We start from the raw sequence: 22,172 nt of genomic DNA on the forward strand, positions 1-22,172 counted from the left end.
TTGTAAAAACCCGCCAATGTTCAGTTTCTTCAAGAAAAAACCGCCCTCCGAGGCGCCAGCCCCGGCGACCGAGCCCGAGCCCGAGGTTTTGCCAGTCAAGCCGGCCGCCGAGCCTGCGGCCACCAAATCGGTCTTTTCGCCCTCGACTTGGTTTGGGGGTCGGACGGCCCCTCCTGCAACGATCCCAAAGCCGGAAGCGGAGCCGTTGCCCGCGCCTGCGAAGTTGGAGGAACTGCAGGAGAAATCGGAGGCGTCCATCGTCGCCCCTGCTCCTTCTCCCGCTCCTGCGCCGACATTTGCGCTACCTCCCTCCCCTCCGCCCGTGCCGACGCCAGCGTCAATCGTGCTTGCACCGCCAGTCGAGCCCCCTGCACCTGAACGGACTGGATGGCTCGGCAAGCTCAAGAGCGGCCTGCGCAAGACGGGCAACACCATCACGGCGGCCTTCGTCAACGCCCAAATCGACGACGCCCTCTATGAGGAACTCGAAGAAGCGCTGCTCATGGCCGACACAGGCGTCAAAGCGACCGAGCATTTGCTGGACGATCTGCGACGCCGCGTCAAAAGCAATATGGCGACTGATGCCGGCCAGGTAAAGATCCTCTTGGCCGACGCGATCACGGATCTTCTGCGCCCGCTTGAAAAATCGCTCGTGATCGGCGAATACACCCCGACCGTGATCATGGTCGCCGGTGTGAACGGCGCCGGGAAAACCACATCCATCGGAAAGCTGACGAAGCATCTCGCCAATGAGGGCGCGTCAGTGCTGCTGGCCGCAGCCGACACCTTCCGAGCCGCAGCGCGAGAGCAGTTGCTCGTCTGGGCCGATCGAAATACGGTCGAGATCGTCAGCCAGGAGGGTGGGGATCCTGCGGCCGTCAGTTTCGATGCGGTTCAAGCAGGCAAGGCGCGCGGCAAGGATGTCGTGCTGGTCGACACGGCGGGGCGGCTGCCGACTCAAATCCACCTCATGGACGAGTTGAAGAAGATCAAGAGAGTGGTCAATCGCGCTGACGCAACCGCACCGCACGAGGTGCTTCTCGTTATCGACGGAAACACCGGTCAGAACGCACTCGCCCAGGTAAGAGCCTTCGACGAAGCACTCGGCTTGACCGGCTTGGTCGTCACCAAGCTCGACGGGACGGCAAAGGGCGGCGTGCTCTGCGCCATTGCCCGCGAAAGGCCGGTCCCGGTCTATTTCATCGGCGTCGGTGAAAAGCTGGAAGATCTGGAAACCTTCAACGCCCGGGAATTCGCCCAGGCGCTGCTTGGATAGAAGAGCGATAGGGAACCGGCTTTGCTCTTGGCGGTCATACACGCCTTGCGCAGTGTTGCGCAGCCTTGCAATGCCGCCTTGAACTGCCGCTTCCCGCCGCCATATTTAGCGTAAGCCGCCGCCCCTTTGCTTTGATTGACAAAGCACGGAGGGTTTTTGGTTGGCTTTTGGCTATCGACCCCATAGAGAGTAGGTGGGAACCCTGACCTTAGCACTCCGTCTAATCGAGTGCTAATATGGTCATCAACAAAGGAGTTTCCCGAATGACATCACTGTCTGGAGCCTCTGCCAACCAGCTTGCCGTCGCCAATCCCTGGTCGATGGTCCCCTCGCTGGGTAACCTGGACGCCTATATCTCGGCAGCCAACCGGCTGCCTTTGCTGACGCTCGAGGAAGAGCAGGGTTTTGCGCGCAAACTGCGCGATCACAACGACCTGGAAGCCGCCAGCGCGTTGATCCTGTCGCACCTGCGCCTCGTCATTTCGATTTCCCGTCAATACCTGGGCTACGGTCTGCCGCACGGCGATCTGATCCAGGAAGGAAATGTCGGCCTGATGAAGGCCGTGAAGCGCTTCGACCCGGACCAGGGCGTGCGGCTGGTCAGCTATGCCATGCACTGGATCAAGGCCGAGATTCACGAGTACATCCTGAAGAACTGGCGCATGGTCAAGGTCGCCACGACCAAGGCTCAGCGCAAGCTTTTCTTCAATCTGCGATCGATGAAACAGGGCTTTAAGGCAGATGCCGCCGCCCTGGACGGCGACACGCACCGCGATACCCTGAGCGCCGACGAGGTCACGCAAATGGCCACGCGCCTGAACGTGAAGCCGGAAGAAGTGCTGGAAATGGAAACGCGCCTCTCCGGCGGAGACGTGCTGCTGGACCCGAGCCCTTCCGACGACGGCGATGAAGGCTTCGGCCCCATTGCCTACCTGGCGGACGCAAGCCAGGAGCCGACTGCGCAGATCGAATCACGTCAACGTGATCGGTTGTCGACCGACGGTATTTCGACCGCACTGGCGTCGCTGGACGATCGCAGCCGCCGAATTGTCGAAGAGCGCTGGCTCAAGGTGAACGACGACGGATCGGGCGGCATGACGCTTCATGATCTCGCCGCGGTCTACGGCGTAAGCGCCGAACGCATTCGCCAGATCGAAGTGGCGGCCATGAAGAAGATGAAGAAGGCGCTCGCCGAATACGCGTAACGCGTGCTTCGCGTCTTTTGCCCTCCATGAACCCGGCCCGATGGCCGGGTTTTTTCGTTTTGGCGCGGTGCGGCTCAGGCACCCCCTTACAGCTTCCGCGGGGGCGCTGCTCAGGACTTGAGCAGTGCCTTGATGTCGTCCACCATCGCGGGAACGCCCGCGCCATAGCGCATGTAGAGTCTCAGGCGCCCCTGCGGGTCATAGACGAAGCTAGCGGCTGAGTGGTCCATCGAGTAGCTGGTCGGAGTCTTGCCGTCGACCTTCTTGTAGTAGACCTTGTAGTCTTTGGCGAGCGCCGGAAGCTGCTCTGGCGTGGGGATCAGCGCGACGAACGAAGGATCGAAAGCTCCCATGTACGCCTTCATGACTTCCGGCGTATCGCGTTCCGGATCGACCGTGACGAACAGAACCTGCAGCTTGTCGCCATCGCTTCCCAACTGCTGCTTCACCTGTGCCATTTCGCTCATGGTCGTCGGGCAGACGTCCGGACACTGGGCGTAGCCAAAGAACAGCACGACCACCTTACCCCTGAAATCCGCCATCGTTCTCGCACGTCCGCTCGCATCGGTCAGCGAAAAGTCCTTGGCGTAGTCGGCGCCGGTGATGTCAACCGCATTGAACGTCGGCTTTGCTTCAGTGCAGCCTGAGAGGTTGAGGCTCGCAATGGCGACAACACCGACCGTTGCAGTTGCCCGGGCGATTCTGCGGAGAGCCTGACGCTTGTTGATGGATGGAGTCATCGAAGATAGTGGTCGACGAGCAGCGCTGCAAACAGCACGCTCAGGTGAATCAGTGAAAAGCGAAAGGTCTTGCGCGCGAGCGCATCGGAATAATTTCGCCACAGCGCGAATGCATAGCCGGTGAATCCGATGCTGACGCCCAACGCAACGACCAGATAGAGCCATCCGCTCATGCCATAGATGAAGGGCATGAGGCAGGCGGCAAAGAGGATGAAGGTATAGAGCAACACGTGCAGCCGCGTGAACTCGTTTCCGTGCGTCACCGGCAGCATCGGCAAGCCGGCCTTGCGATAGTCCTCGACCCGATAGAGCGCCAGTGCCCAGAAATGCGGTGGCGTCCATAGGAAGATGATGAGGAAGAGGATCAACGCTTCGGGGCTTACTTCTCCCGTCATTGCGGCCCATCCCAATACCGGCGGCATGGCCCCTGAAGCGCCGCCGATCACGATGTTCTGGGGCGTCAGCGGCTTGAGGATGACCGTGTAGATGACCGCATAGCCAACGAACGTGGCGAATGTGAGCCACATCGTGAGCGGATTGACCGCGAACCACAGGAGCGCCGACCCTGCGCTGCACAGCACGGCCGAGAAGATCAATGCCTGTCGATCGCTCAGCTCTCCGCGAGCGGTAGGTCGCCACGCGGTTCGCTTCATCTTTGCGTCGATGCCCTTTTCGACCAGACAGTTGAATGCCGCCGCAGCCCCCGCGACCAGCCAGATGCCGATGCATGCGAGCGCGCCCTGCTGCACTTCGGCGAGACCCGGCACGCCCGGCACCGCGAGCACCATGCCGATCAGCGCGCAGAAGACGATCAACTGGACGACGCGCGGCTTGGTGAGGGCGTAGAACTGGCGCAGCACGCTCGCCGTCGTCGGCCCGTGCAGGGAAACTGGCGCACTCATGCGGCCTCCATTCGTTCGCGGCGCGCACCAGCACCGGCAGGCACCAGCGTTCGCTCGCGCCTGCTTTCGCAGAGGGTCCACGTCACGACGACCGCAAGCGCCGCGGCGCCGCCCGTGTGCAGGATGGCCGCGACGAGCGGCCAGCCGAGAAGCACGTTGCCCAGGCCGGTGGCGAGCTGGAGCAGCGCCAATCCTGCGAGCCAGCGGGCCTGCGGACGCAGCGGCTTCACCTGGTGCAATGACCAGCCAAGCACAGCCAGCGCGATGAAGACAAGGTAGGCCATCAGGCGATGCGCATAGTGGATCGCGGTCAACGCCGTGAAGTCGATCGGCACGCCATCAGCGGTCTCGCCAAGATGTCGCCACAGCTGAAAGCCTTGCGCAAAATTCATGGGCGGCCACCAGCTGTTCTGGCAGGTCGGAAACTGAGTGCAAGCCAAGACTGCATAGTTGGTGCTGACCCAACCGCCGAGCGCGATCTGCAGTGCGAGCAGCGCGGACGTGGCAATCAGCAGATTGCGCAAAATCGCAGGCAGAGGTGTAGGCAAGCGTTGCATGGCGTCTTGCTGATAGCGTACGGCCTGGATGCACAGCAGGGCCAGCAGGACAATCGCCCCCAGGAGGTGAAGCGTGACGATGGCGGGGAAGAGCCTCCAGGTGACGGTGAGCGCGCCGAACGCACCTTGCAGGCAAACCCACAGCAGCGTAGCCGCGGGCCACCAGGCGCTCAAAGGACGCCCACCGGCATGGCCGGGAAGGTGCTGACGGCGTCGCGCTACCAAAGTCGCCACTGCCAGCGCCAAGATGAGAGCGCCGACGCCGGTGGCGAGATAGCGATGAACCATTTCGACCCAAGCCTTGCTATGCGTGACCGGACCCGTGGGCTGCGCCGCCTGCGCCATTGCGATGTCGTGGCGCGCTCCGACCGGACTGGCGTTTCCATAGCAGCCCGGCCAATCGGGACAGCCAAGGCCAGAGTCCGTGAGACGCGTGAAGGCACCGAACAAAGTCAGATCGAAGGTCAGGAAAAGCGTGAGCACGGTCAGCGCGTGCAGCCGACGTGCGGGACCGGCACCGGCATTGCGGCGCCAGACCCAGATCAGCGGTCCGAGCGCGAGCAGCACGCCGACGGCCATCAACCAGGCGATGGGAGTGAGGTCGTAGAGGGAGGTTGGGTCCATGGCCGAATCAGCGCCCCGGCTCGTCCCAGGACGCGGAAGCGCGCAACAGCCTGTCGAGGTCTCGCTTGGCGCGGCTGGCGCCTGCGGTGTCCATGCGAGCAGGGAAACGCATCATCCAGTTGCCCATCGGATCGACCACGTAGAGGTGCTCGCCTACCGCATGGCCTGCGCTGGGAGCCAGCCACTGTTCAAGCTGGTCCGCAGGAACCCGGACAACCGTGGCGCCCCGCAGCGCGGCTTCAAGCCGCGCGGGGATCGGCGCCGCATCGCTGACGAGCCATACGCGGTCCAGGCGATCCTTTTCGCGGCCGAGACTCTCGCGAAGCTGCCGCTGCAAGTAGAGCTGCTGCTCGCAGACTGAATCGCAGGCAGCATTTGCGACGGCGACGAGCAACCATTGTCCCTTGAGCGCCGGAAGCTGAAACTTCGCACCGTCGGGTGAAGTACCCGCGATGTTCGGAACGGGGCGCTGCGGATCGACCAGCTCGCCATAGACACTCCGGCCTTCGGGCCGAATCACGTAATAGGTGAAGTAGGAGGCGACCACTGGCGCAGCGCAGCAGAGCAGCACGATGACCATCTTCCAACGCCCGAGCACGGTCCGGCGCGCTTCGGCACCGGCGAGTGCCTGGCGAGGCGACGGCATGGAATGCACGGTCAGGCCAAGGGGCTCGTCAGCGGCGGCCTGCAAGGCGTGCGCGGCGGCGGAGGGGGGCGATGAGTTGGAACCAGACATAGAGAATTACGACAAGAGCCGACAAGCCGAACCACTGGAACGCATAGCCGTAGTGCTTTTCGACACCGAGTGCGGGAGCCGGCCAATCGCGCTGCAGACCTTCGGATGGCTCACCGGTCTCCTGCAGCGAAATATCGGTCCGCAGGGGCAGTCCTGTCTCGGTCCGATACGCTTCAAGGTCGAGATTCTGCCGGATGGGCGAAGACCCCGCGGCAGTTGGCGTTGCAGCGGCCTGTTCGACCTTCCCAAGATCGAGCAAGCGCGCTGGCGGCGGAGCGATGCTTGCCGTCACGTCCACCAGGCCGGAAGGAGTGGCGACGGGCTCGAGATGGGCTCTTTCCGTGAAATTGCGTTGGATCCAGCCACGCTGGATCATCACGGTCTGGTTGGTTCCCTCGATCGCGAACGGCGTCAGCACATAAAAACCCGGCACGCCATGCATCTGGCGATTGTCCAGATACACGGTGTGGGGTGTCAGCCAGAGCCCCCGCAAGCGGACCGGCCTGTGGAGTGTGGACGCTGGGTTTTCGAGTGCAAGAAAGGCTTGCTGATCGAGCGGAGGAAGGTTCTTCTGCGCATCGATCTCGGCCTGGATGGCTTCCTTCTGCGCAGCGCGCGAGAGCTGCCAGCGACCCAGCGCCGCGGTACCCGCAATGGTGATCAGGGCGACCGCGGTGATCAGCCAGAAACGACCGCCACGGGAGCGCGGTCCCGTGGCCGAAAGATCTGTGTTCAAACCATGATGCGGCCTCTGCGGCCGATAATGTGGGTCATGAAATACTTTGTCGCCCTCGCCTTTGCGGGCATTCTGGCGAGCCTCGGATTTGCGCTCTTTTTCATGCTGAAGGACGGGCGCAATGGACGAGCCAAAAGTGGCGGCATGGCGCGCGCGCTGACCGTTCGGATTGCCCTCTCGGTCGTTTTGTTCCTTTGCATTCTGGTGGCGTGGAAACTCGGCTACATCCAGCCAGGGGGTCTTCCGGTCGGCAAGTAGCTGCTGATCGTTTCCCGAGAACCATGAAAAAAGCGCCTTGCGGCGCTTTTTTCTTGTGCCGTCGTTCTTACTCAAAGCCAATAGACCGTGATGTACAGACCGAGCCACACGACGTCGACAAAGTGCCAATACCACGCCGCCCCCTCAAAGCCGAAGTGACGCTCCGGCGTGAAGTGCCCCGCACGAATGCGCAAGGTGATGAAGAGCAACATCAGCATACCGATGAACACGTGCAGGCCGTGGAAGCCTGTCAGCATGAAGAAGGTCGAGCCGTACGTGCCGGAACTCAGCTTCAGATTCAGCTCGGTATATAGGTGATGGTATTCGTAGCCCTGCACGAACAGGAATGTCAGGCCCAGCAACACGGTCAGCCACATGAACCGGACGGTCTGCGCACGATGGCCCGCACGCAGCGCGTGGTGGGCGATCGTGAGCGTCACACCCGAACTCAGGAGCAACGCCGTATTGATGGTCGGCAGCCAGAAGGGTCCAACCGTCTGGAAGGGCTCGACGATGTCGGCCGGTGAGCCGGTCGCGCCTGCGGCCATCGTCGGCCAGACGGCCTTGAAGTCGGGCCAAAGAAGTGCGTTGTCCAGGCTGCCGAGGGACGGCAGCGAATGAGTCCGAGCCCACCACAGCGCGGTGAAGAAGGCGCCGAAGAACATCACTTCCGAGAAGATGAACCAGCTCATGCTCCAGCGGAACGAGAGGTCGACCTTGTAGCCGTACTGGCCGCTCTCGCTTTCGCCGATCGCCGTGCGGAACCACACGAAGAGCGTGCCCAGCCAACCGATCATCCCAGCCAGCAGCGACCAGGCGCCCCATTGATGGCCATTGATCCACTGGGCCGCTCCCAAAATGACGAAGAGCAGGCCTGTCGCGGCCATCACCGGGTAGGCAGAAGGCCCGGGCACGAAGTAATAGGGCGTGTTGCCGTGCGTGGTTGAACTCATATCAGGTCTGGCTTTCTTCTCTCTCGGTTCAGATTTTGTAGATCTTCAGGATGCGGCAACCCAGCGCACGAGCAGGATCAAGGCGCAGACAAAGAGCGCCACCGCAACGAGTGCAACTGCAATGATGTGCAGCGGATTGAGCTTCGCGATGTCGTCCTGAAACCCGCTGTTCTTGCGCACGCCGAAAAACGACCAAGCAACGGCCCTGGCCGTTCGCAGCAGCGACCCTGACTTCTTTTGCTGTCCGACGGGCGCAGTCATGAGCGAGGCCCCACTGCCGCGTTGCTGGCCACGGGCGCTGCAGGCGTCTTCCCGCCGACCTCGAAGAATGTGTACGACAGCGTAATCGTCTTGACGTCCTTGGAAATCTTCGGGTCGATGACGAACGCCACGGGCCACTCCTTCTTCTCGCCCGGATCCAGCGTGTACTGGTTGAAGCAGAAGCATTGGAGCTTGTTGAAATACGGCGCTGCCTGCTGCGGGGCATAGCTCGGGATCGCCTGCGCGGACATCCGGCGGTCCTGCACGTTCTGGAACTCGTACATCACGGTGTGGAGTTCGCCCGGATGCACCTGCATCGAGTTCTGCGCGGGCTTGAAGTCCCACAGCCCGCGGACGTTCGTATCAAACTCCACGGTGATCGTGCGACTCATGTCCACCTGCGAGTTGTCAGGCAGGCGAACGCTCTTGCCGCCCGACGCCCCGCCTGGAACCTCGAGTTCCGACAGCGCCAGGATATTGATGCCGGTCATTTCGCAAATAGCCCGGTAGACGGGTACCAGCGCATAGCCGAATCCGAACATGCCGGCCGCCACAATGGCCAGTTTGCCGACCATGCGGACGTTTTCGCGACGGATACGTTGACCGATGGCCATGGGTGCGCCTAATGCCCGATCCAGACCATGCGGATGATGAAGCCGATGAAGAACAGCAGCGCAATGGAGGCCAGCGTGAGCCCCATGCGACGATTGTTCCTCTTTTGTTCAGGTGTCATGGCGCGCGGCCCTTCAGCCGATGACCTTGGTAGCGGTTGCGTCCAGCTTGGGCGGAGTTTCGAAGGTGTGGAAAGGTGCGGGCGAAGGCACTTCCCATTCGAGCCCTTCGGCGGCTTCCCAAGGTTTCTGCCCGGCCTTCTCGCCCTTGCCGAGCATGGTGGGCAGCACGATGAAGAAGAAGAAGTAGACCTGGGCCAGTCCGAAGGCGAATGCGCCCACGCTGGCAACAGCGTTGAAGTCCGCAAACTGCATCGGGTAGTCGGCATAGCGACGCGGCATGCCGGCCAAGCCCAGAAAGTGCATCGGGAAGAAGGCCAGGTTGAACGAGATGAGCGACCACCAGAAGTGAATCTTGCCGCGCGTTTCGTTGTACATGACACCGGTCCACTTGGGCGACCAGTAGTAAAAGCCGGCGAACATCGCGTAAAGCGAACCCGCCACCAGAACGTAGTGGAAGTGGGCGACAACGTAGTAGGTGTCCTGCAACTGCGTGTCGATGGGCGCGACCGCGAGGATCAGCCCCGTGAACCCGCCCATGGTGAACACGAAGATGAAGCCGACGGCAAACAGCATCGGCGTCTCGAAGGTCATCGAGCCCTGCCACATGGTCGCAATCCAGTTGAAGATCTTCACGGCCGTGGGCACGGCGATCAGCATCGTCGCGTACATGAAGAACAGCTGGCCCGTGAGCGGCATGCCGGTCGTGAACATGTGGTGCGCCCACACGATGAACGACAGGATGGCAATCGAAGACGTGGCATACACCATCGAGGCATAGCCGAAGAGCCGCTTGCGCGCGAAGGCCGGAACGATCTGGCTGATGATGCCGAACGCCGGCAAGATCATGATGTAGACCTCGGGGTGGCCGAAGAACCAGAAGATGTGCTGGTACATCACCGGATCGCCGCCACCGGCGGGATTGAAGAAGCTGGTGCCGAAGTGCCGGTCGGTCAGCGTCATGGTGATCGCACCTGCGAGCACAGGCATCACCGCGATCAACAGGTAGGCAGTGATGAGCCAGGTCCAGCAGAACATCGGCATCTTCATCAGCGTCATGCCCGGGGCGCGCATGTTGAGGATGGTCACGATGATGTTGATCGAGCCCATGATCGACGAAGCACCCATGATGTGCATCGCGAAGATGCCGGCGTCCATCGAGGGGCCCATTTGCAGGGTCAGCGGCGCGTAGAGCGTCCAGCCGGCTGCGGGTGCGCCGCCAGGCATGAAGAACGAGCCCACCAGCATCAGCGCGGCCGGGATCAAAAGCCAGAAACTGAAGTTGTTCATGCGCGCGAACGCCATGTCGGATGCGCCGATCTGCATCGGAATCATCCAGTTCGCGAAGCCCACAAACGCCGGCATGATCGCGCCGAACACCATGATCAGGCCGTGCATGGTCGTGAACTGGTTGAAGAGTTCGGGATTGACCAGTTGCAGGCCGGGCTGGAACAGCTCAGCGCGAATCATCAAGGCCAGCACGCCGCCGACCATCAGCATCGTGAAGGAGAACAGCAGGTACAGCGTTCCGATGTCTTTGTGATTGGTCGCGAAAACCCACCGCCGCCAGCCGGTCGGCGCGTGGTGGTGCTCGTCGTGGGAATGGTCGCCGTGGCCGTGGGCGTGGGGATCGAGGACTGCGCTCATCTTGATATTCCTTGCAAACTCGTCTTCGTGGAGCTCGCGGCTTACTTGCCGCGCTCGGCCAGCACTTCAGCCGGCTGCACCAGTTGGCCCGTCTTGTTCGACCAGGCATTCTTCGTGAAAGTCACCACGGCAGCGATGTCGGTGTCGCTGAGTTGTTTCCACGAGGGCATCGCCCCGTTGTTCTGACCATTGAGCACCACGTGAAGTTGCAGCTTGTGGTCCGAGTTGAGCACCGTCGCCGAGCCGTCAAGCGGCTTGACCGGGCCCGCGCCCTTGCCATTGGCCTGGTGGCAGGCGGCGCACGTGGCCGCGTAGACCTTCTCGCCACGCGCCAGCAATTCAGGCAGCGTCCAGACCTTGTTCGGATCGTCCTGCTTGGCAGCGGCTTCCTTGCGCTTGCCATCGACCCAGGCGGTGTAGTCGGCAGCCGCCATCACCTTGACGTGAATCGGCATGAAGGCGTGCTCCTTGCCGCACAGCTCCTGGCACTGCCCGTAGTAGTCACCCACCTTTTCCGCGCGGAACCAGGTGTCCCGGACGAAACCGGGGATTGCATCCTGCTTGATGCCGAATTGCGGAACCGCAAATGCGTGGATCACGTCGTTGGCGGTGGTGATGATGCGAATCTTCGTGTCGACGGGCACCACGAGCGGATTGTCGACCTTGAGAAGGTAATTGTCCGGAATGTCACCACGGGCGCCCGCGTCGGACATGGCGCGGTGGGAGGCGTCCAGCGTGGAGATGAACGAAAGGCCCTCGCCTTCGCCTTTGATGTAGTCGTAGCCCCACTTCCACTGGTAGCCGGTGACCTTGATGGTGAGGTCGGAATTGGTCGTGTCCTTCTGTGCGACGAGCACCCGGGTGGCCGGCAGCGCCATCAGGATGACGATGACGAAGGGGACGATGGTCCAGATGACTTCGACCACCACGGACTCATGGAAGTTGGCGGCCTTGTGGCCGACGGATCTGCGATGCTTCCAAATCGAATAGAACATGACGGCGAACACCGCCACGAAGATTACGGTGCACAAGGCCAGCATCACCGTGTGCAGGAAATGCTGCTCCTGAGCGATCTTGGTGACGCCCACAGGGAGGTTCAGTTGACGCACGGACGGTCCGCCGGGCAGGTCATTGACTGCATGCGCCGCGCCACTGAAAGCCGCGCCGGCCGCCAGCAGCAAATTCGCCGGCAAGATCTTGTTGCGCCAAATGCTCTTCATCGTGTTCACTTCTTCATTTTCCAGTTAACCCACCGGTCCCCACGGTGAAACACTGCGAATGCCTGCTCAGGCACTTCGCAATGCCATGCGAATCTCACGCGCCAACGCTGCGCGCAACTCCGGGCGCACATACCGCCCCACCCTGACCGAACGACCCTGACCCGAGACCTCGATCAGCGAACGATCGCTGTCCTGAGGCTCGACCCGCACCTGGTGCGGCAAGAATTCCGTACGCTCGTAGTGCCCACCGTTCTCGAGTTCGACCACCAACCGGCCGCCCTGCAAGGCGATCTTTTCGCCGTCGGTCGCATGCCGCGCATACAGGACGAACGCGAAACCCACTGCGGCGAGTTCAAGCCAGGCGAACGGCAACACGAGCCGTGCGCCGTTCAGCCAGAAAACGGTTCCGATGCCAAGTGATACCACGCAGAGCGACGCGTAGAGCCAGCCAAGCTGGCTCGGCGTGACCGAGCAATTGCGCTTCAGGAACCAGTGGATGCTCTGGCCTGAAACAGTGGCAAAACGAAACACGGAATTCGACACGGGCGAGTTCAGCAAATCGGTGCGTCGATCTCTGTCGAACCCATATTCGACAGACCTCGATCACGGGACAATACCCGGGAGTTCACGCAGCGCCGGATTGTAGCGGTGAAGCAGCACCCTCTCATGCGCCTGGGCGACCGCGCTGAAGCATCGATCGCATCTCTCGAAGAGACACCGCGCTTTCGGCCGACAAGGCGACTCGCGGTGCGGGTTTGAATGCATGGCCGTAGATGATTTCAAAGGTCAGTGCGATGCGCCCTCCCCCGTCTGCTGCCGGCGCGAGTTCGGGCAGCGCACGGCCGAGCGCCTGGCGCCAGCCTCTGCCGTGCAATGCTGCAAATCGACTCGGGTGCAGGTTTCGCCCGAGGGTGCGCAACTCAGCCACGGCGGCATCGGCATCGGCCCACGTCAGGACGATCCGCTCCATGTCCATCACGGGTTCTGCGAAGCCGGCGCCGACGAGCATGTCGCCCCAATCGTGCATGTCGGTGAACTCATGGCTTGCGGGCGGCCATCCAAGCCGCTGGTAAAGCGCGCGCAGCTCCATCAAGGTGTCGGGTCCGAAGCAGGAGAACATCAGGAAGCCATCTGTCGCCACCCGACGATGCCATTCGCCGATCAGCGCGCCCGGGTCGGCCGCCATGTGCAGCGCCATGTTCGCCCACAGCAGGTCCACGCCCTCCTCAGGCGGCGCATCGAAGGTTGCTTGCGCCTCCTGCCAACGCCGTGCCGTCCACCAGGGCGCCGCGAGCACCTTCGCGGTCGGCGCCACGAGCGACGGCTCGGGCTCGACGACGTAGGCGGTGGCGTTTCGGTAGCGGCGGGCGACCAATGCGTGCGCCTCAAGGCCCCCGCGAAGCGGCGACCAATCGGCCCAGTGGCGCGGCTGCGCCTTGATCCATTGAAGCCGGTCTTCCATGCGCCGTCCTATTTCCTCGTGCAGCCAAGGAGAAGCGGCGGCTTGCGCGAGGCGGCTCCAGCGGCCAGCCGCCGTGGCATCGATGGTCGGCGGTCGCTGGGGAGAGTCGGGAGGCATGAGCCGCTCAGTATATTGAGGGATGTTCAAAAGCTGGTCCGAAAGGACTTTTTCATCCATTGCGGCTCGCGTGCCGAGCCAGTGCTTCGTGTGTCGCACGTGGCCCGCCCGGCCGGTGTGCGATGCGTGCGTGGCTCGCTTTGCGCCACCCGTGCCGCGATGCGTCACCTGCGCCTTGGCTGTCCCGGCGGGTATCGACCGGTGCGGCGGCTGTCTGCGCGACCCACCTCCGCTCGATGCCTGCCTTGCAGCCTGCGCGTATGTGTGGCCCTGGCCGGAGTGCATTGCTGAATTCAAGTTTCGCGGCGACGCCGGACTGGCCGCACCGCTGGCAACATTGCTCCGAAGTGCACCCTGGGTCGAGCGGGCGATCGAAAACGCCGACCTGCTGTTGCCGATGCCGTTGGCGCCGGCCCGTCTGCGCGAAAGAGGCTTCAATCAGGCCCATGAACTCGCACGCCGGCTGGCGCCGCGAAAGACCGATGCCGGCGTACTCCTGCGAACCCGCGAAACGAGCGCCCAAAGCGGCTTGACCCGAGTCGAGCGCCTGAGCAACCTGCGCGGCGCATTTGCCTTGGAGCCGCTCAAGCCAACGGCTGTTCGGAACCGTCGCGTGGTGCTGGTCGACGACGTCATGACCACCGGCGCTTCGCTCTTCGCCGCAGCGCAGGTGCTGCGGCTGGGCGGCGCGGCGCACATCACCGCCATCGTGCTCGCGCGCACCGAGGCAACGCCCTGAACACGCCCCTCGCGACAATTGCCCCATGTTTCACATCGTTCTCGTCGAACCCGAAATCCCGCCCAACACCGGCAACGTCATCCGCTTGGCGGCCAACACCGGCTGCACCTTGCATCTGGTGGAGCCTCTGGGTTTTTCGATGGACGACAAACTCCTGCGCCGGGCCGGCCTCGACTATCACGAATACGCCGAAGTCCGCCGGCACCCCACGTGGCAGGCGCTGCTCGAAACCGAGCGCCCCCCATCGGATCGAATGTTCGCCCTCACCACCCGCGGAACCCGCCAGGTCCACGACGTAGCCTTCCACCCCGGCGACTGGCTGATCTTCGGCTCAGAAACCCGAGGCCTGGCCCCCGAACTGCGCGAACAATTCCCCGAACCCCAACGCCTGCGCCTCCCCATGCGAGAAGGCCAGCGCAGCCTCAATCTCTCCAACGCCGTCGCAGTCACAGTCTTCGAAGCCTGGCGCCAAAACGGATTTGCATAAAAAGAGCGCCGCACCCCGCTCCCCTCCCAGAACCACCGCGGAACCGGCTCCGCCGGGCCGCTGGTGGTGCCCCCGGTAGAGGGAAGGCGAAGCGACACGAAGTGCGCGCAGCCTGGGGGCGAGCTACTTATACCGTCGGACCACAGACTCAGCCACGCAGGCCGGCTTCGGAGAGCCCTCCAGTTCGATGGTGGTCTCCCAAGTCATCTGCAGCCCATCATTGGCGATCGGCTCCGAAGTCAAGAGCTTCATACGACCACGGACGCGCCCGCCCACCGGCACCGGCGACATGAATCGAACCCGGTTCAATCCGTAATTGACGCCCATGCGCGACTCGACCACGCTGAAGGAAGTCTCATAGATGCGGGGGAGCAAGGACAGCGTGAGGAACCCATGTGCAATGGGCGCGCCGAACGGCCCGGCTTTGGCCCGCTCGACATCCACGTGAATCCACTGGTGATCCCCCGTGGCCTCCGCAAACAGGTTGACCTGCTCTTGCGTGATGGTGATCCAGTCGCTCACGGCGACTTCCTGGCCGACGCATGCGGCGAGATCCTCGAGAGTCTGGAATGTCTGTTTCATGCGGATCACTGTAGCGGTCTGGTTCGGTTGCGGGTGTCGACGCTGCGACATGCATGTTCAGGGAAAACCACGAGCGATGCCTCAAGCGTCCAGCCAGCGGCAGATCGGCGCCCATTGCTCCAGGTCACGCTGCACGCGCCCCGGCGCGATGTCGAACAGCGTCAGCCCGCGCGCGGCAAGTTGCACATAGTTCTGGGTATCCCTCAATTCGCCGAGGACCGGCACTTCAAGACCGGCAACGAATTCGCGCAGGCGATCGGCCGCCAGGGTTCGCGCGTCGACCCGCATGCCGACCAGCGCGACCTGCGTTTTGTCGACCCGGCGATGCGACAGCAGACGGTCCAGGAAATCGCGCGTCGCGTAGATGTCGAAGATGCTCGGCTGCAGCGGCACCAGCACCTTGTCGGCCAAGGCGACGACGTCCTTGAAGCGCGAGCCGTGCAGCCCGGCGGGGGTGTCGATGACGGCATGCGTGGTTCCGCGCGGCGGGCGAACGACGTCGCCGTCCGCTGTCGCGTCCCAAGTCCTGATCCCGCGCGCCACGGGCGGGCGCAGGCCGAGCCACAGTTTGGAGGACTGCTGGCGATCGATGTCGCCCAGCATCACCGGATGGCCACCGCTGGCAAAGTAGCCCGCGACGTTGGTTGCGAGCGTGGATTTGCCGACCCCGCCCTTGGGATTGGCGACCAGGACCACCGGCATCTGAGGCTCCTCGAGGCTGAAGACAGGCGCCATGGTAGCCGCCCGCGGAGTGCGCTATGTTCGCGGCATGCCGACAACAACAAGCACGGAAAGCACGCCCCATATCTACGTGATCGCCGCGCATCCGCGCTGGCGCGATTCCCGGGTCAATCTCCAGTTGCTGAAGGCAGCGCGAGAGATACCCGGCATCGACGTCAACGATCTCTACAACAGCTATCCCGACTACTCCATCGACGTGAAGACCGAGCAGGCGCGCCTGGCCCGCGCCGACGTACTCGTGTTGCTGCACCCTATTCAGTGGTATTCGATGCCGGCGCTCCAGAAGCTCTGGATCGATGAAGTGTTCAGCTATGGCTGGGCCTACGGCAAGGGCGGCAGCAAGCTGGAAGGAAAGGACTTCTGGCTGGTCGCGACCACCGGCGGCCCTGAAGAGAGCTATCACCCGCAAAGCTACAACCGCTATTTCTTCGACGCCTTCCTGCCACCCTACGAGCAGACCGCAGCACTGTGCGGCATGCGCTTCCTGCCGCCGCTGGTGTTTCATGGAGCCCGCAGCGCGCCGCCATCCGAGATTGCCGCACACGTGGAAGTCTTCAGTGAAAGACTTCGAACCTATCCGAACTGGCCGGAGATGGACGACATTGCCGCCTGCCCGAGTTGCGTCGTGCCGGAAATCGACCGCCCCCTGAGCCAGGAAGAGGCTTGACGATGGCACACATCCCTGTCTGGCTCATCAATTCACTGATCTACCTCGGCGCCGCAGTGCTGGTGGTGCCACTGTCGAAGGCACTCGGGCTGGGTTCGATCATTGGCTATCTCGCCGCCGGCATTGCCATCGGACCGTGGGGACTGGGGCTGGTGACCAATGTCGAGGACATCCTGCATTTCGCGGAGTTCGGCGTGGTGCTCATGCTTTTCCTCGTTGGCCTCGAACTGGAGCCGAAGCGGCTCTGGAGTCTGCGCGGACCCATCTTCGGCTGGGGCTCGGCACAGGTGCTGGGCTGCGCCGCAGTGCTCTTCCTGGTCGGCTTCCTCGCAGGAGCAAACTGGCGCGTCGCGCTCGTGGCAGCGCTGGGACTGGCGCTGTCGTCCACGGCGATCGCGCTGCAAGTGTTCGGCGAGCGCAACCTGCTCCTGACGCCGAGCGGGCAGGCTGGCTTCTCAATTCTGCTTTTCCAGGACGTGGCTGCCATTCCGATCCTTGCGCTGCTTCCGCTGCTGGCCGTCGGTCCTGACGCCAGCGACGGCATTTCGGGCATGGAGCGGGCACTGCAGGGGCTGAAGATCATCGGCGTGATCGCCGGCATCGTGATCGGCGGGCGTCTGGCCCTCCGGCCTGTGCTGAGGTGGATTGCACGCAGCAAGACTCCCGAGATCTTCACCGCCGCCTCACTGCTGCTGGTGGTCGCGATCGCGGCGCTGATGCAATTCATCGGCCTCTCGATGGCGCTTGGTGCATTCCTGGCCGGCGTGCTGCTCGCGGAAAGCGAATACCGGCGCGAACTCGAAACCGACATCGAACCGTTCAAGGGGCTCCTGCTCGGCCTCTTCTTCATCGCGGTGGGCATGAGCATCGACTTCGGTGTGTTGCTGAGTCACCCTGCGCTGATGGCGGCAGTCGTGATCGGCTTCATGCTGCTGAAGTTCGGCGTGATCTATGGGCTGGCGAAGTTGATGCACGTGCCGCATCAGCAGCGGCCGGTGTTCACGCTGCTGCTTGCGCAGGGCGGCGAATTCGCTTTCGTGGTGTTTCAGGCCGCTGGCCCCGATGTGCTGCCGCGCGGCGTCGCATCGTTCCTGATCGGTGCAGTGGCGCTTTCGATGTTGATCTCGCCCCTGCTGCTGGTGGCGATCGACAAATGGGTGATGCCGCGCTACAGCACGCAAGCGCCGACCACCATGGAGGAGATCTCAGAACAACAGGACGCCAAGGTCGTGATTTGCGGCTTCGGGCGATATGGGCAGATCGTTGGGCGCATGCTGAGCGCCCAGGGCTTGAAGATCACCGTGCTCGACCATGATCCGGACACCATCGAAAGTCTGCGCGAATTCGGCTTTCGCGTCTTTTATGGCGATGCAACGCGGCTCGACCTGCTGCGCACCGCAGGCGCGGGCACGGCCAAGGTCGTCGTGGTGGCCGTCGACGATATGGAGCAGTCGCTGAAGATCGTCGATCTCGTCCGGCAGAATTTCCCGAATGCCAGGATCGTTGCGCGCGCGCGCAACGTGGCGCACGTTTATCAACTGCTCGACCGCAAGATCGAACACGTCGAACGGGAACTCTTCGAGTCTTCGCTACGGAGCGCCCGCTCGGTGCTCGAAGGCCTCGGCTGGCCCGCGCACGAGGCGCGCGAAACGGCGATGCATTTCAGGCTTCGCAATATCCAGCTCATGCACGAGGTCTATCCGCACTACAAGGACCGCGCCAAGCTGATCGCCGCCCAAAAGGAAGGGCGCCATCAATTCGAAGAGCAGATCGCACGTGAGCGCGAAGAGCACCGCCAACGCACCACCCATCTTGACTGGGACAAGAACGAGCAGGAGCAGACCTCGTAGGCCGCCTTACTTCGCGAGCTTGAGCAAGCGAACCGCGTTGTCCTTCAGGATGCCGGGCACCACCTCGGGCTTGAAGCCCGCATCCTCGAAATCCTTGAGCCAGCGGTCGGGCGTGATCAGCGGATAGTCGCTCGCAAACAGCACGCGATCCTTGAGCAGCGTGTTGGCGTACTGCACGAGCTGCTTGGGAAAGTACTTCGGGCTCCAGCCCGAGAGATCGATCCAGACGTTGGGCTTGTGCGTTGCAACGCTGAGCGCCTCGTCTTGCCATGGGAAGCTCGGATGCGCCATGACGATCTGCATGTCGGGGAAGTCGATGGCGACGTCGTCCAGGTGCATCGGATTGCTGTACTCGAGCCGCAGGCCGCCACCGCAGCGCATGCCCGAGCCGATGCCGCTGTGCCCCGTATGAAAGACCGCCGGCAGCGCGTACTCATTGATCACTTCGTAGATCGGCCAGGCCATCTTGTCGTACGGGTGGAAACCCTGCACTGTGGGATGGAACTTGAAGCCCTTGACGCCGTGCTCCTCGATCAATCGCCGCGCTTCGCGTGCGCCCATCTTTCCTTTGTGCGGATCGATGCTGGCAAACGCAATCATGATGTCGGAGTTCTTCTGGGCCGCTTCGGCGATCTCCTCGTTGGGAATGCGGCGCCGACCCATGTTCGACTCGGCATCGACCATGAACATCACCAGGCCGATCTTGCGCTCGCGGTAGTAGTCGATGCTCTCCTGGATGGTCGGGCGGCGGCTCGACCTGAAATATTTGTCCGCGGCGCGATCGTATTCCTCGCCGTAGTTATCAAAGGGATTCCAGCAACTCACTTCGGCATGCGTATGCGTGTCGATCGCGATGAGGTTCTGATAGTCCATGGCAGTGTCTCCAAGGGTTGGGGGCTTAGGGTAAGTCCTCATGCCGCACACCTTCATGCGGCTTGAATTGATTATTTTCTATAACCATAATCGATCGCACTCCGGAATGCAATCATGATCCACACCGACCTCCAGCTCGACATCCAGGACAACATCGCCATCGTGCGCCTCACCCGCGCCAGCAAACGCAACGCGCTGTCCGACGCATTGATCCTCGCCCTGCGCAACACCTTCGAAAAGCTGCCCAGTTCCGTGCGCGCAGCCGTGATCGACGGCGAAGGGCCGCACTTCTGCGCCGGGCTCGACCTGTCGGAACTCCAGGAGCGCGACGCCGGCCAGGGCCTCGTGCATTCGCGCATGTGGCATGCGGCGCTCGAACTCGTGCAGCACGGCCCTGTGCCCGTGATCGCGGCGCTCCACGGCGCCGTGGTTGGCGGCGGACTCGAACTCGCCAGTGCCTGCCACATCCGCGTTGCCGATGCGACCACCTTTTACGCGCTGCCCGAAGGCTCTCGCGGCATCTTCGTCGGCGGAGGAGGTTCGGTGCGCATTCCCAAGCTGATCGGCACCGCCCGCATGACCGACATGATGATGACGGGCCGCGTCTACAACGCCGAAGAGGGCGAGCGCGCCGGCTTCGCTCAATACCTCGTCCCCGAAGGCACCGCCCTGGACAAGGCGGTCGAACTCGCCAGGCGCGTGGCTTCGAATGCACCGCTGACCAACTACGCGCTGATGCACGCGCTGCCGCGAATCTCCGAGCAACCCGCGGACCACGGATTCTTCACCGAAGCGCTGATGGCAGGCATCGCGCAAAGCGCGCCAGAGGCCAAGGAGCGGGTGCGCGCCTTCCTCGAAGGCAAGGCCGGCAAAGTGCAGAAAAACTGAGGTCATCCATGCAAGCCCCTCGCTCAGCGGCAATCACGCCGCGCTACCGTCCCGTGACCTTCGGCGTGCGTCGTGTGAGCGTGCGCGAAGGCGCCGCGGGCGTCCGCTACATCGAGGCGACGGAGCCGCTCAAGGAATACGCTGAGCGCATCACCGACCGCCTGATGCACTGGGCGCACGTGGCGCCCGATCGCACTTTCGTGGCGCGTCGCGCGCAGCTTCCTGACGGGAGCACCGGGGAATGGCGGCACCTCAGCTATGCGCAGGCGCTGCAGGATGCACGGCGCATCGGGCAGGCTCTGCTGAACCGTGGGCTGAACGCCGAGCGGCCGGTCATGATCCTGAGCGAGAACAGCCTGGAGCATGCCCAGTTGTCGTTGGCATGCATCTACGCCGGAATCCCCTACTGCCCCGTATCGCCTGCCTATTCCATCGTCAGTCAGGACTACGACAAGCTGCGACACATTTTCGAGACGCTCACTCCAGGACTCGTCTTCGCGAGCGATGCCGCGCGCTTCGGCCGGGCAATCGCCGCAGTCGCGCCTGCGGACGTCGAAATCGTGCTGCAGCAGGGCCATGGCGGCGCGGCGGACGTCGGTGCGGCTTCACCCGATCTGGCCGGCCGCAAGATCACCACTTTCGACAGCCTGCTGGCCACACCGGCCACGCACGCGGTGGACAGGGCCATGGAAGCGACCGGGCCGGACACGATCACGAAGTTTCTATTCACCTCGGGCTCGACCAAGATGCCCAAGGCCGTCATCAACACGCAGCGCATGTGGTGCGCCAATCAGGTCCAGATCGCGCAATCCATGCCCTCGCTGGCCGAAGAACCGCCGGTGCTGGTCGACTGGCTGCCGTGGAACCACACCTTCGGCAGCAATCACAACGTCGGCATCACGATCTATCACGGGGGCACGCTCTACATCGATGACGGCAAGCCCACGCCGGCACTGATGGGAGAAACGCTGCGCAACCTGCGCGAGATCGCCCCCACCGTCTATTTCAACGTGCCGACCGGCTTCGAGGCCATCGCCCACGCCATGAAAGAAGATGCGCAGCTTCGCAAGACGCTGCTGTCGCGCGTGCGCATGTTCTTTTATTCCGGCGCCGCGCTGGCGCAGCCCGTCTGGGACCTGCTGCACGAAATCCAGGAAGCGGAGATCGGCGAGCGCATCGTGATGGCAACCGGCCTCGGCATGACCGAATCGGGCCCTTCGGCGATGTTCATCAACAGCCCCGACGTGCGCGCAGGCGATGTCGGCGTGCCGACGCCGGGCATGACGCTCAAGCTGGTCGACGTCGACGGCAAGGTGGAGGTGCGCTATCGCGGACCGAACGTCACGCCCGGCTACTGGCGAGCCCCTGAAGCAACGCGCGAAGCTTTCGATGAAGAAGGTTTCCTGTGCACGGGTGACGCGGTTCAGTGGATCGACGATGCAGACATCCACCGCGGCTTGCGCTTCGATGGCCGCATCGCGGAAGACTTCAAGCTCGCCACCGGCACCTTCGTCAGCGTGGGACCGCTGCGGGCCCGGATCAGCGCGGCCGGGGCGCCCTACGTACAGGACGTGGTGCTGACCGGCATCAACCTGAAGGAAGTCGGCGCGCTCATCTTTCCGACGCAGGCGGTGCGGCAACTCTCGGGCCTTCCGGAGGGCGCTTCCATGAAGGATGTCGTCGAAAGCGCACCCGTGCAGGCGCGGTTCCAGGAACTTCTGGACACGCTCGCCGCCGCGAGTACCGGCAGCGCCAACCGCATCGCGCGCGCGCACATCGTTTCCGAGCCGCCATCGATCGACAAGGGAGAAGTGACCGACAAGGGCTCCATCAACCAGCGCGCCGTGCTGAAGCATCGCGCCGCATTGGCCGAGGCCTTGCACAACGACACCTTGCCCTTCACGCTCAAACCCCGCTAAA

Annotated in this window: 25 protein-coding genes; 9 read left to right on the forward strand and 16 right to left on the reverse strand. The window is 63.0% G+C overall.

Translation table 11 applies throughout. The features are described from left to right. The first annotated feature begins 16 nt into the window (after window positions 1-16). Window positions 17-1,276 (forward strand): signal recognition particle-docking protein FtsY, encoded by a 1,260-nt coding sequence (gene ftsY / locus AC1DMA_RS09225; RefSeq protein ID WP_478144007.1) that lies wholly within the window; start codon window positions 17-19, stop codon window positions 1,274-1,276. A 263-nt stretch (window positions 1,277-1,539) separates the two neighbouring features. Continuing rightward, window positions 1,540-2,481: an RNA polymerase sigma factor RpoH gene (rpoH, locus tag AC1DMA_RS09230; RefSeq protein WP_478124757.1), complete on the forward strand. Its 942-nt coding sequence runs from the start codon at window positions 1,540-1,542 to the stop codon at window positions 2,479-2,481. Window positions 2,482-2,591: 110 nt separating this feature from the next. Here rpoH and AC1DMA_RS09235 read toward each other — a convergent pair whose 3' ends face one another. The 5 genes from AC1DMA_RS09235 to AC1DMA_RS09255 are packed head-to-tail and all read right to left on the reverse strand — an operon-like array spanning window position 2,592 to window position 6,776. Further along, complete coding sequence (locus AC1DMA_RS09235; RefSeq protein WP_478144008.1) at window positions 2,592-3,221, reverse strand: SCO family protein; 630 nt, start codon at window positions 3,219-3,221, stop codon at window positions 2,592-2,594. Next, on the reverse strand, window positions 3,218-4,123 hold the full coding sequence (gene cyoE, locus AC1DMA_RS09240) for a heme o synthase (protein WP_478124759.1): 906 nt from the start codon (window positions 4,121-4,123) through the stop codon (window positions 3,218-3,220). The genes AC1DMA_RS09235 and cyoE overlap by 4 nt, the downstream gene beginning before the upstream one ends. Next, complete coding sequence (locus AC1DMA_RS09245) at window positions 4,120-5,304, reverse strand: COX15/CtaA family protein (RefSeq protein ID WP_478124760.1); 1,185 nt, start codon at window positions 5,302-5,304, stop codon at window positions 4,120-4,122. Before AC1DMA_RS09245 ends, cyoE begins: the two co-directional genes overlap by 4 nt. A gap of 7 nt (window positions 5,305-5,311) precedes the next feature. Continuing rightward, a complete protein-coding gene (locus AC1DMA_RS09250; RefSeq protein WP_478144009.1) occupies window positions 5,312-6,040 on the reverse strand; it encodes an SCO family protein in 729 nt (242 codons plus the stop codon). Continuing rightward, a complete protein-coding gene (locus tag AC1DMA_RS09255; protein WP_478124762.1) occupies window positions 5,979-6,776 on the reverse strand; it encodes an SURF1 family protein in 798 nt (265 codons plus the stop codon). The genes AC1DMA_RS09250 and AC1DMA_RS09255 overlap by 62 nt, the downstream gene beginning before the upstream one ends. 36 nt (window positions 6,777-6,812) lie before the next feature. Between AC1DMA_RS09255 and AC1DMA_RS09260 the strand changes: the two genes are divergently transcribed. After that, window positions 6,813-7,034: a twin transmembrane helix small protein gene (locus AC1DMA_RS09260; protein WP_478124763.1), complete on the forward strand. Its 222-nt coding sequence runs from the start codon at window positions 6,813-6,815 to the stop codon at window positions 7,032-7,034. A gap of 71 nt (window positions 7,035-7,105) precedes the next feature. Here the strand turns inward: AC1DMA_RS09260 and AC1DMA_RS09265 are convergent, their stop codons facing one another. From AC1DMA_RS09265 to AC1DMA_RS09300, 8 genes are all read right to left on the reverse strand, one after another. Beyond that, window positions 7,106-7,987, reverse strand: coding sequence for a cytochrome c oxidase subunit 3 (locus tag AC1DMA_RS09265; protein ID WP_478124764.1), 882 nt, complete (start codon window positions 7,985-7,987; stop codon window positions 7,106-7,108). Window positions 7,988-8,032: 45 nt separating this feature from the next. Then, entirely contained in the window at window positions 8,033-8,248 is a 216-nt protein-coding gene (locus tag AC1DMA_RS09270; protein ID WP_478144010.1) for a DUF2970 domain-containing protein, read from the reverse strand. Next, window positions 8,245-8,862 carry a cytochrome c oxidase assembly protein gene (locus AC1DMA_RS09275; protein ID WP_478124766.1) on the reverse strand — a complete coding sequence of 206 codons (618 nt, stop codon included), beginning with the start codon at window positions 8,860-8,862 and terminating at the stop codon, window positions 8,245-8,247. Before AC1DMA_RS09275 ends, AC1DMA_RS09270 begins: the two co-directional genes overlap by 4 nt. 8 nt (window positions 8,863-8,870) lie before the next feature. Then, window positions 8,871-8,981: a cytochrome oxidase small assembly protein gene (locus AC1DMA_RS09280; protein ID WP_478124767.1), complete on the reverse strand. Its 111-nt coding sequence runs from the start codon at window positions 8,979-8,981 to the stop codon at window positions 8,871-8,873. Between the two features lie 13 nt (window positions 8,982-8,994). Beyond that, a complete protein-coding gene (gene ctaD, locus AC1DMA_RS09285) occupies window positions 8,995-10,626 on the reverse strand; it encodes a cytochrome c oxidase subunit I (RefSeq protein WP_478124768.1) in 1,632 nt (543 codons plus the stop codon). Between the two features lie 41 nt (window positions 10,627-10,667). Then, entirely contained in the window at window positions 10,668-11,846 is a 1,179-nt protein-coding gene (coxB, locus tag AC1DMA_RS09290) for a cytochrome c oxidase subunit II (RefSeq protein WP_478124769.1), read from the reverse strand. Between the two features lie 66 nt (window positions 11,847-11,912). After that, complete coding sequence (locus AC1DMA_RS09295; protein ID WP_286567805.1) at window positions 11,913-12,389, reverse strand: DUF2244 domain-containing protein; 477 nt, start codon at window positions 12,387-12,389, stop codon at window positions 11,913-11,915. Between the two features lie 121 nt (window positions 12,390-12,510). Continuing rightward, window positions 12,511-13,425: a biotin synthase gene (locus tag AC1DMA_RS09300; RefSeq protein WP_478144011.1), complete on the reverse strand. Its 915-nt coding sequence runs from the start codon at window positions 13,423-13,425 to the stop codon at window positions 12,511-12,513. Window positions 13,426-13,447: 22 nt separating this feature from the next. Between AC1DMA_RS09300 and AC1DMA_RS09305 the strand changes: the two genes are divergently transcribed. Both AC1DMA_RS09305 and trmL read left to right on the forward strand, forming a co-directional pair. Continuing rightward, window positions 13,448-14,164 (forward strand): ComF family protein, encoded by a 717-nt coding sequence (locus AC1DMA_RS09305; protein WP_478124771.1) that lies wholly within the window; start codon window positions 13,448-13,450, stop codon window positions 14,162-14,164. A 25-nt stretch (window positions 14,165-14,189) separates the two neighbouring features. Beyond that, window positions 14,190-14,651, forward strand: coding sequence for a tRNA (uridine(34)/cytosine(34)/5-carboxymethylaminomethyluridine(34)-2'-O)-methyltransferase TrmL (trmL, locus tag AC1DMA_RS09310; protein ID WP_478124772.1), 462 nt, complete (start codon window positions 14,190-14,192; stop codon window positions 14,649-14,651). A 123-nt stretch (window positions 14,652-14,774) separates the two neighbouring features. On the opposite strand, the gene AC1DMA_RS09315 is transcribed toward trmL, so the two are convergent. Beyond that, a complete protein-coding gene (locus tag AC1DMA_RS09315) occupies window positions 14,775-15,233 on the reverse strand; it encodes a MaoC family dehydratase (protein WP_478124773.1) in 459 nt (152 codons plus the stop codon). An 81-nt stretch (window positions 15,234-15,314) separates the two neighbouring features. After that, complete coding sequence (locus tag AC1DMA_RS09320; protein ID WP_478125271.1) at window positions 15,315-15,935, reverse strand: nucleotide-binding protein; 621 nt, start codon at window positions 15,933-15,935, stop codon at window positions 15,315-15,317. Window positions 15,936-16,002: 67 nt separating this feature from the next. Here AC1DMA_RS09320 and kefF point away from each other — a divergent pair, with 67 nt between their 5' ends. Then, window positions 16,003-16,641 (forward strand): glutathione-regulated potassium-efflux system oxidoreductase KefF, encoded by a 639-nt coding sequence (gene kefF / locus AC1DMA_RS09325; RefSeq protein WP_478125272.1) that lies wholly within the window; start codon window positions 16,003-16,005, stop codon window positions 16,639-16,641. A gap of 2 nt (window positions 16,642-16,643) precedes the next feature. Further along, the gene (gene kefC / locus AC1DMA_RS09330; protein ID WP_478144012.1) at window positions 16,644-18,491 is read left to right on the forward strand and encodes a glutathione-regulated potassium-efflux system protein KefC; all 1,848 of its coding nucleotides are present in this window, start codon (window positions 16,644-16,646) and stop codon (window positions 18,489-18,491) included. Between the two features lie 6 nt (window positions 18,492-18,497). Here the strand turns inward: kefC and AC1DMA_RS09335 are convergent, their stop codons facing one another. Beyond that, window positions 18,498-19,364, reverse strand: a complete 867-nt coding sequence (locus AC1DMA_RS09335) for an amidohydrolase family protein (protein ID WP_478097890.1) — start codon at window positions 19,362-19,364, stop codon at window positions 18,498-18,500. 114 nt (window positions 19,365-19,478) lie between these two features. Between AC1DMA_RS09335 and AC1DMA_RS09340 the strand changes: the two genes are divergently transcribed. Both AC1DMA_RS09340 and AC1DMA_RS09345 read left to right on the forward strand, forming a co-directional pair. After that, window positions 19,479-20,252 carry a crotonase/enoyl-CoA hydratase family protein gene (locus AC1DMA_RS09340; RefSeq protein ID WP_478124775.1) on the forward strand — a complete coding sequence of 258 codons (774 nt, stop codon included), beginning with the start codon at window positions 19,479-19,481 and terminating at the stop codon, window positions 20,250-20,252. Window positions 20,253-20,260: 8 nt separating this feature from the next. After that, window positions 20,261-22,171, forward strand: coding sequence for a feruloyl-CoA synthase (locus tag AC1DMA_RS09345; protein ID WP_478144013.1), 1,911 nt, complete (start codon window positions 20,261-20,263; stop codon window positions 22,169-22,171). Window position 22,172 lies beyond the last annotated feature (1 nt).

It is taken from the genome of Variovorax sp. 05N34 (assembly GCF_056397405.1).

Excerpts from the sequence above, each read along its gene's own strand:
- ftsY (WP_478144007.1), top strand. The coding sequence starts at position 17 with ATGTTCAGTTTCTTCAAGAAAAAACCGCCCTCCGAGGCGCCAGCCCCG.
- rpoH (WP_478124757.1), top strand. The coding sequence starts at position 1,540 with ATGACATCACTGTCTGGAGCCTCTGCCAACCAGCTTGCCGTCGCCAAT.
- AC1DMA_RS09235 (WP_478144008.1), bottom strand. The coding sequence starts at position 3,221 with ATGACTCCATCCATCAACAAGCGTCAGGCTCTCCGCAGAATCGCCCGG.
- cyoE (WP_478124759.1), bottom strand. The coding sequence starts at position 4,123 with ATGAGTGCGCCAGTTTCCCTGCACGGGCCGACGACGGCGAGCGTGCTG.
- AC1DMA_RS09245 (WP_478124760.1), bottom strand. The coding sequence starts at position 5,304 with ATGGACCCAACCTCCCTCTACGACCTCACTCCCATCGCCTGGTTGATG.
- AC1DMA_RS09250 (WP_478144009.1), bottom strand. The coding sequence starts at position 6,040 with ATGTCTGGTTCCAACTCATCGCCCCCCTCCGCCGCCGCGCACGCCTTG.
- AC1DMA_RS09260 (WP_478124763.1), top strand. The coding sequence starts at position 6,813 with ATGAAATACTTTGTCGCCCTCGCCTTTGCGGGCATTCTGGCGAGCCTC.
- AC1DMA_RS09265 (WP_478124764.1), bottom strand. The coding sequence starts at position 7,987 with ATGAGTTCAACCACGCACGGCAACACGCCCTATTACTTCGTGCCCGGG.
- AC1DMA_RS09270 (WP_478144010.1), bottom strand. The coding sequence starts at position 8,248 with ATGACTGCGCCCGTCGGACAGCAAAAGAAGTCAGGGTCGCTGCTGCGA.
- AC1DMA_RS09275 (WP_478124766.1), bottom strand. The coding sequence starts at position 8,862 with ATGGCCATCGGTCAACGTATCCGTCGCGAAAACGTCCGCATGGTCGGC.
- AC1DMA_RS09280 (WP_478124767.1), bottom strand. The coding sequence starts at position 8,981 with ATGACACCTGAACAAAAGAGGAACAATCGTCGCATGGGGCTCACGCTG.
- ctaD (WP_478124768.1), bottom strand. The coding sequence starts at position 10,626 with ATGAGCGCAGTCCTCGATCCCCACGCCCACGGCCACGGCGACCATTCC.
- coxB (WP_478124769.1), bottom strand. The coding sequence starts at position 11,846 with ATGAAGAGCATTTGGCGCAACAAGATCTTGCCGGCGAATTTGCTGCTG.
- AC1DMA_RS09300 (WP_478144011.1), bottom strand. The coding sequence starts at position 13,425 with ATGCCTCCCGACTCTCCCCAGCGACCGCCGACCATCGATGCCACGGCG.
- AC1DMA_RS09305 (WP_478124771.1), top strand. The coding sequence starts at position 13,448 with ATGTTCAAAAGCTGGTCCGAAAGGACTTTTTCATCCATTGCGGCTCGC.
- trmL (WP_478124772.1), top strand. The coding sequence starts at position 14,190 with ATGTTTCACATCGTTCTCGTCGAACCCGAAATCCCGCCCAACACCGGC.
- AC1DMA_RS09315 (WP_478124773.1), bottom strand. The coding sequence starts at position 15,233 with ATGAAACAGACATTCCAGACTCTCGAGGATCTCGCCGCATGCGTCGGC.
- AC1DMA_RS09320 (WP_478125271.1), bottom strand. The coding sequence starts at position 15,935 with ATGCCGGTGGTCCTGGTCGCCAATCCCAAGGGCGGGGTCGGCAAATCC.
- kefF (WP_478125272.1), top strand. The coding sequence starts at position 16,003 with ATGCCGACAACAACAAGCACGGAAAGCACGCCCCATATCTACGTGATC.
- kefC (WP_478144012.1), top strand. The coding sequence starts at position 16,644 with ATGGCACACATCCCTGTCTGGCTCATCAATTCACTGATCTACCTCGGC.
- AC1DMA_RS09335 (WP_478097890.1), bottom strand. The coding sequence starts at position 19,364 with ATGGACTATCAGAACCTCATCGCGATCGACACGCATACGCATGCCGAA.
- AC1DMA_RS09340 (WP_478124775.1), top strand. The coding sequence starts at position 19,479 with ATGATCCACACCGACCTCCAGCTCGACATCCAGGACAACATCGCCATC.
- AC1DMA_RS09345 (WP_478144013.1), top strand. The coding sequence starts at position 20,261 with ATGCAAGCCCCTCGCTCAGCGGCAATCACGCCGCGCTACCGTCCCGTG.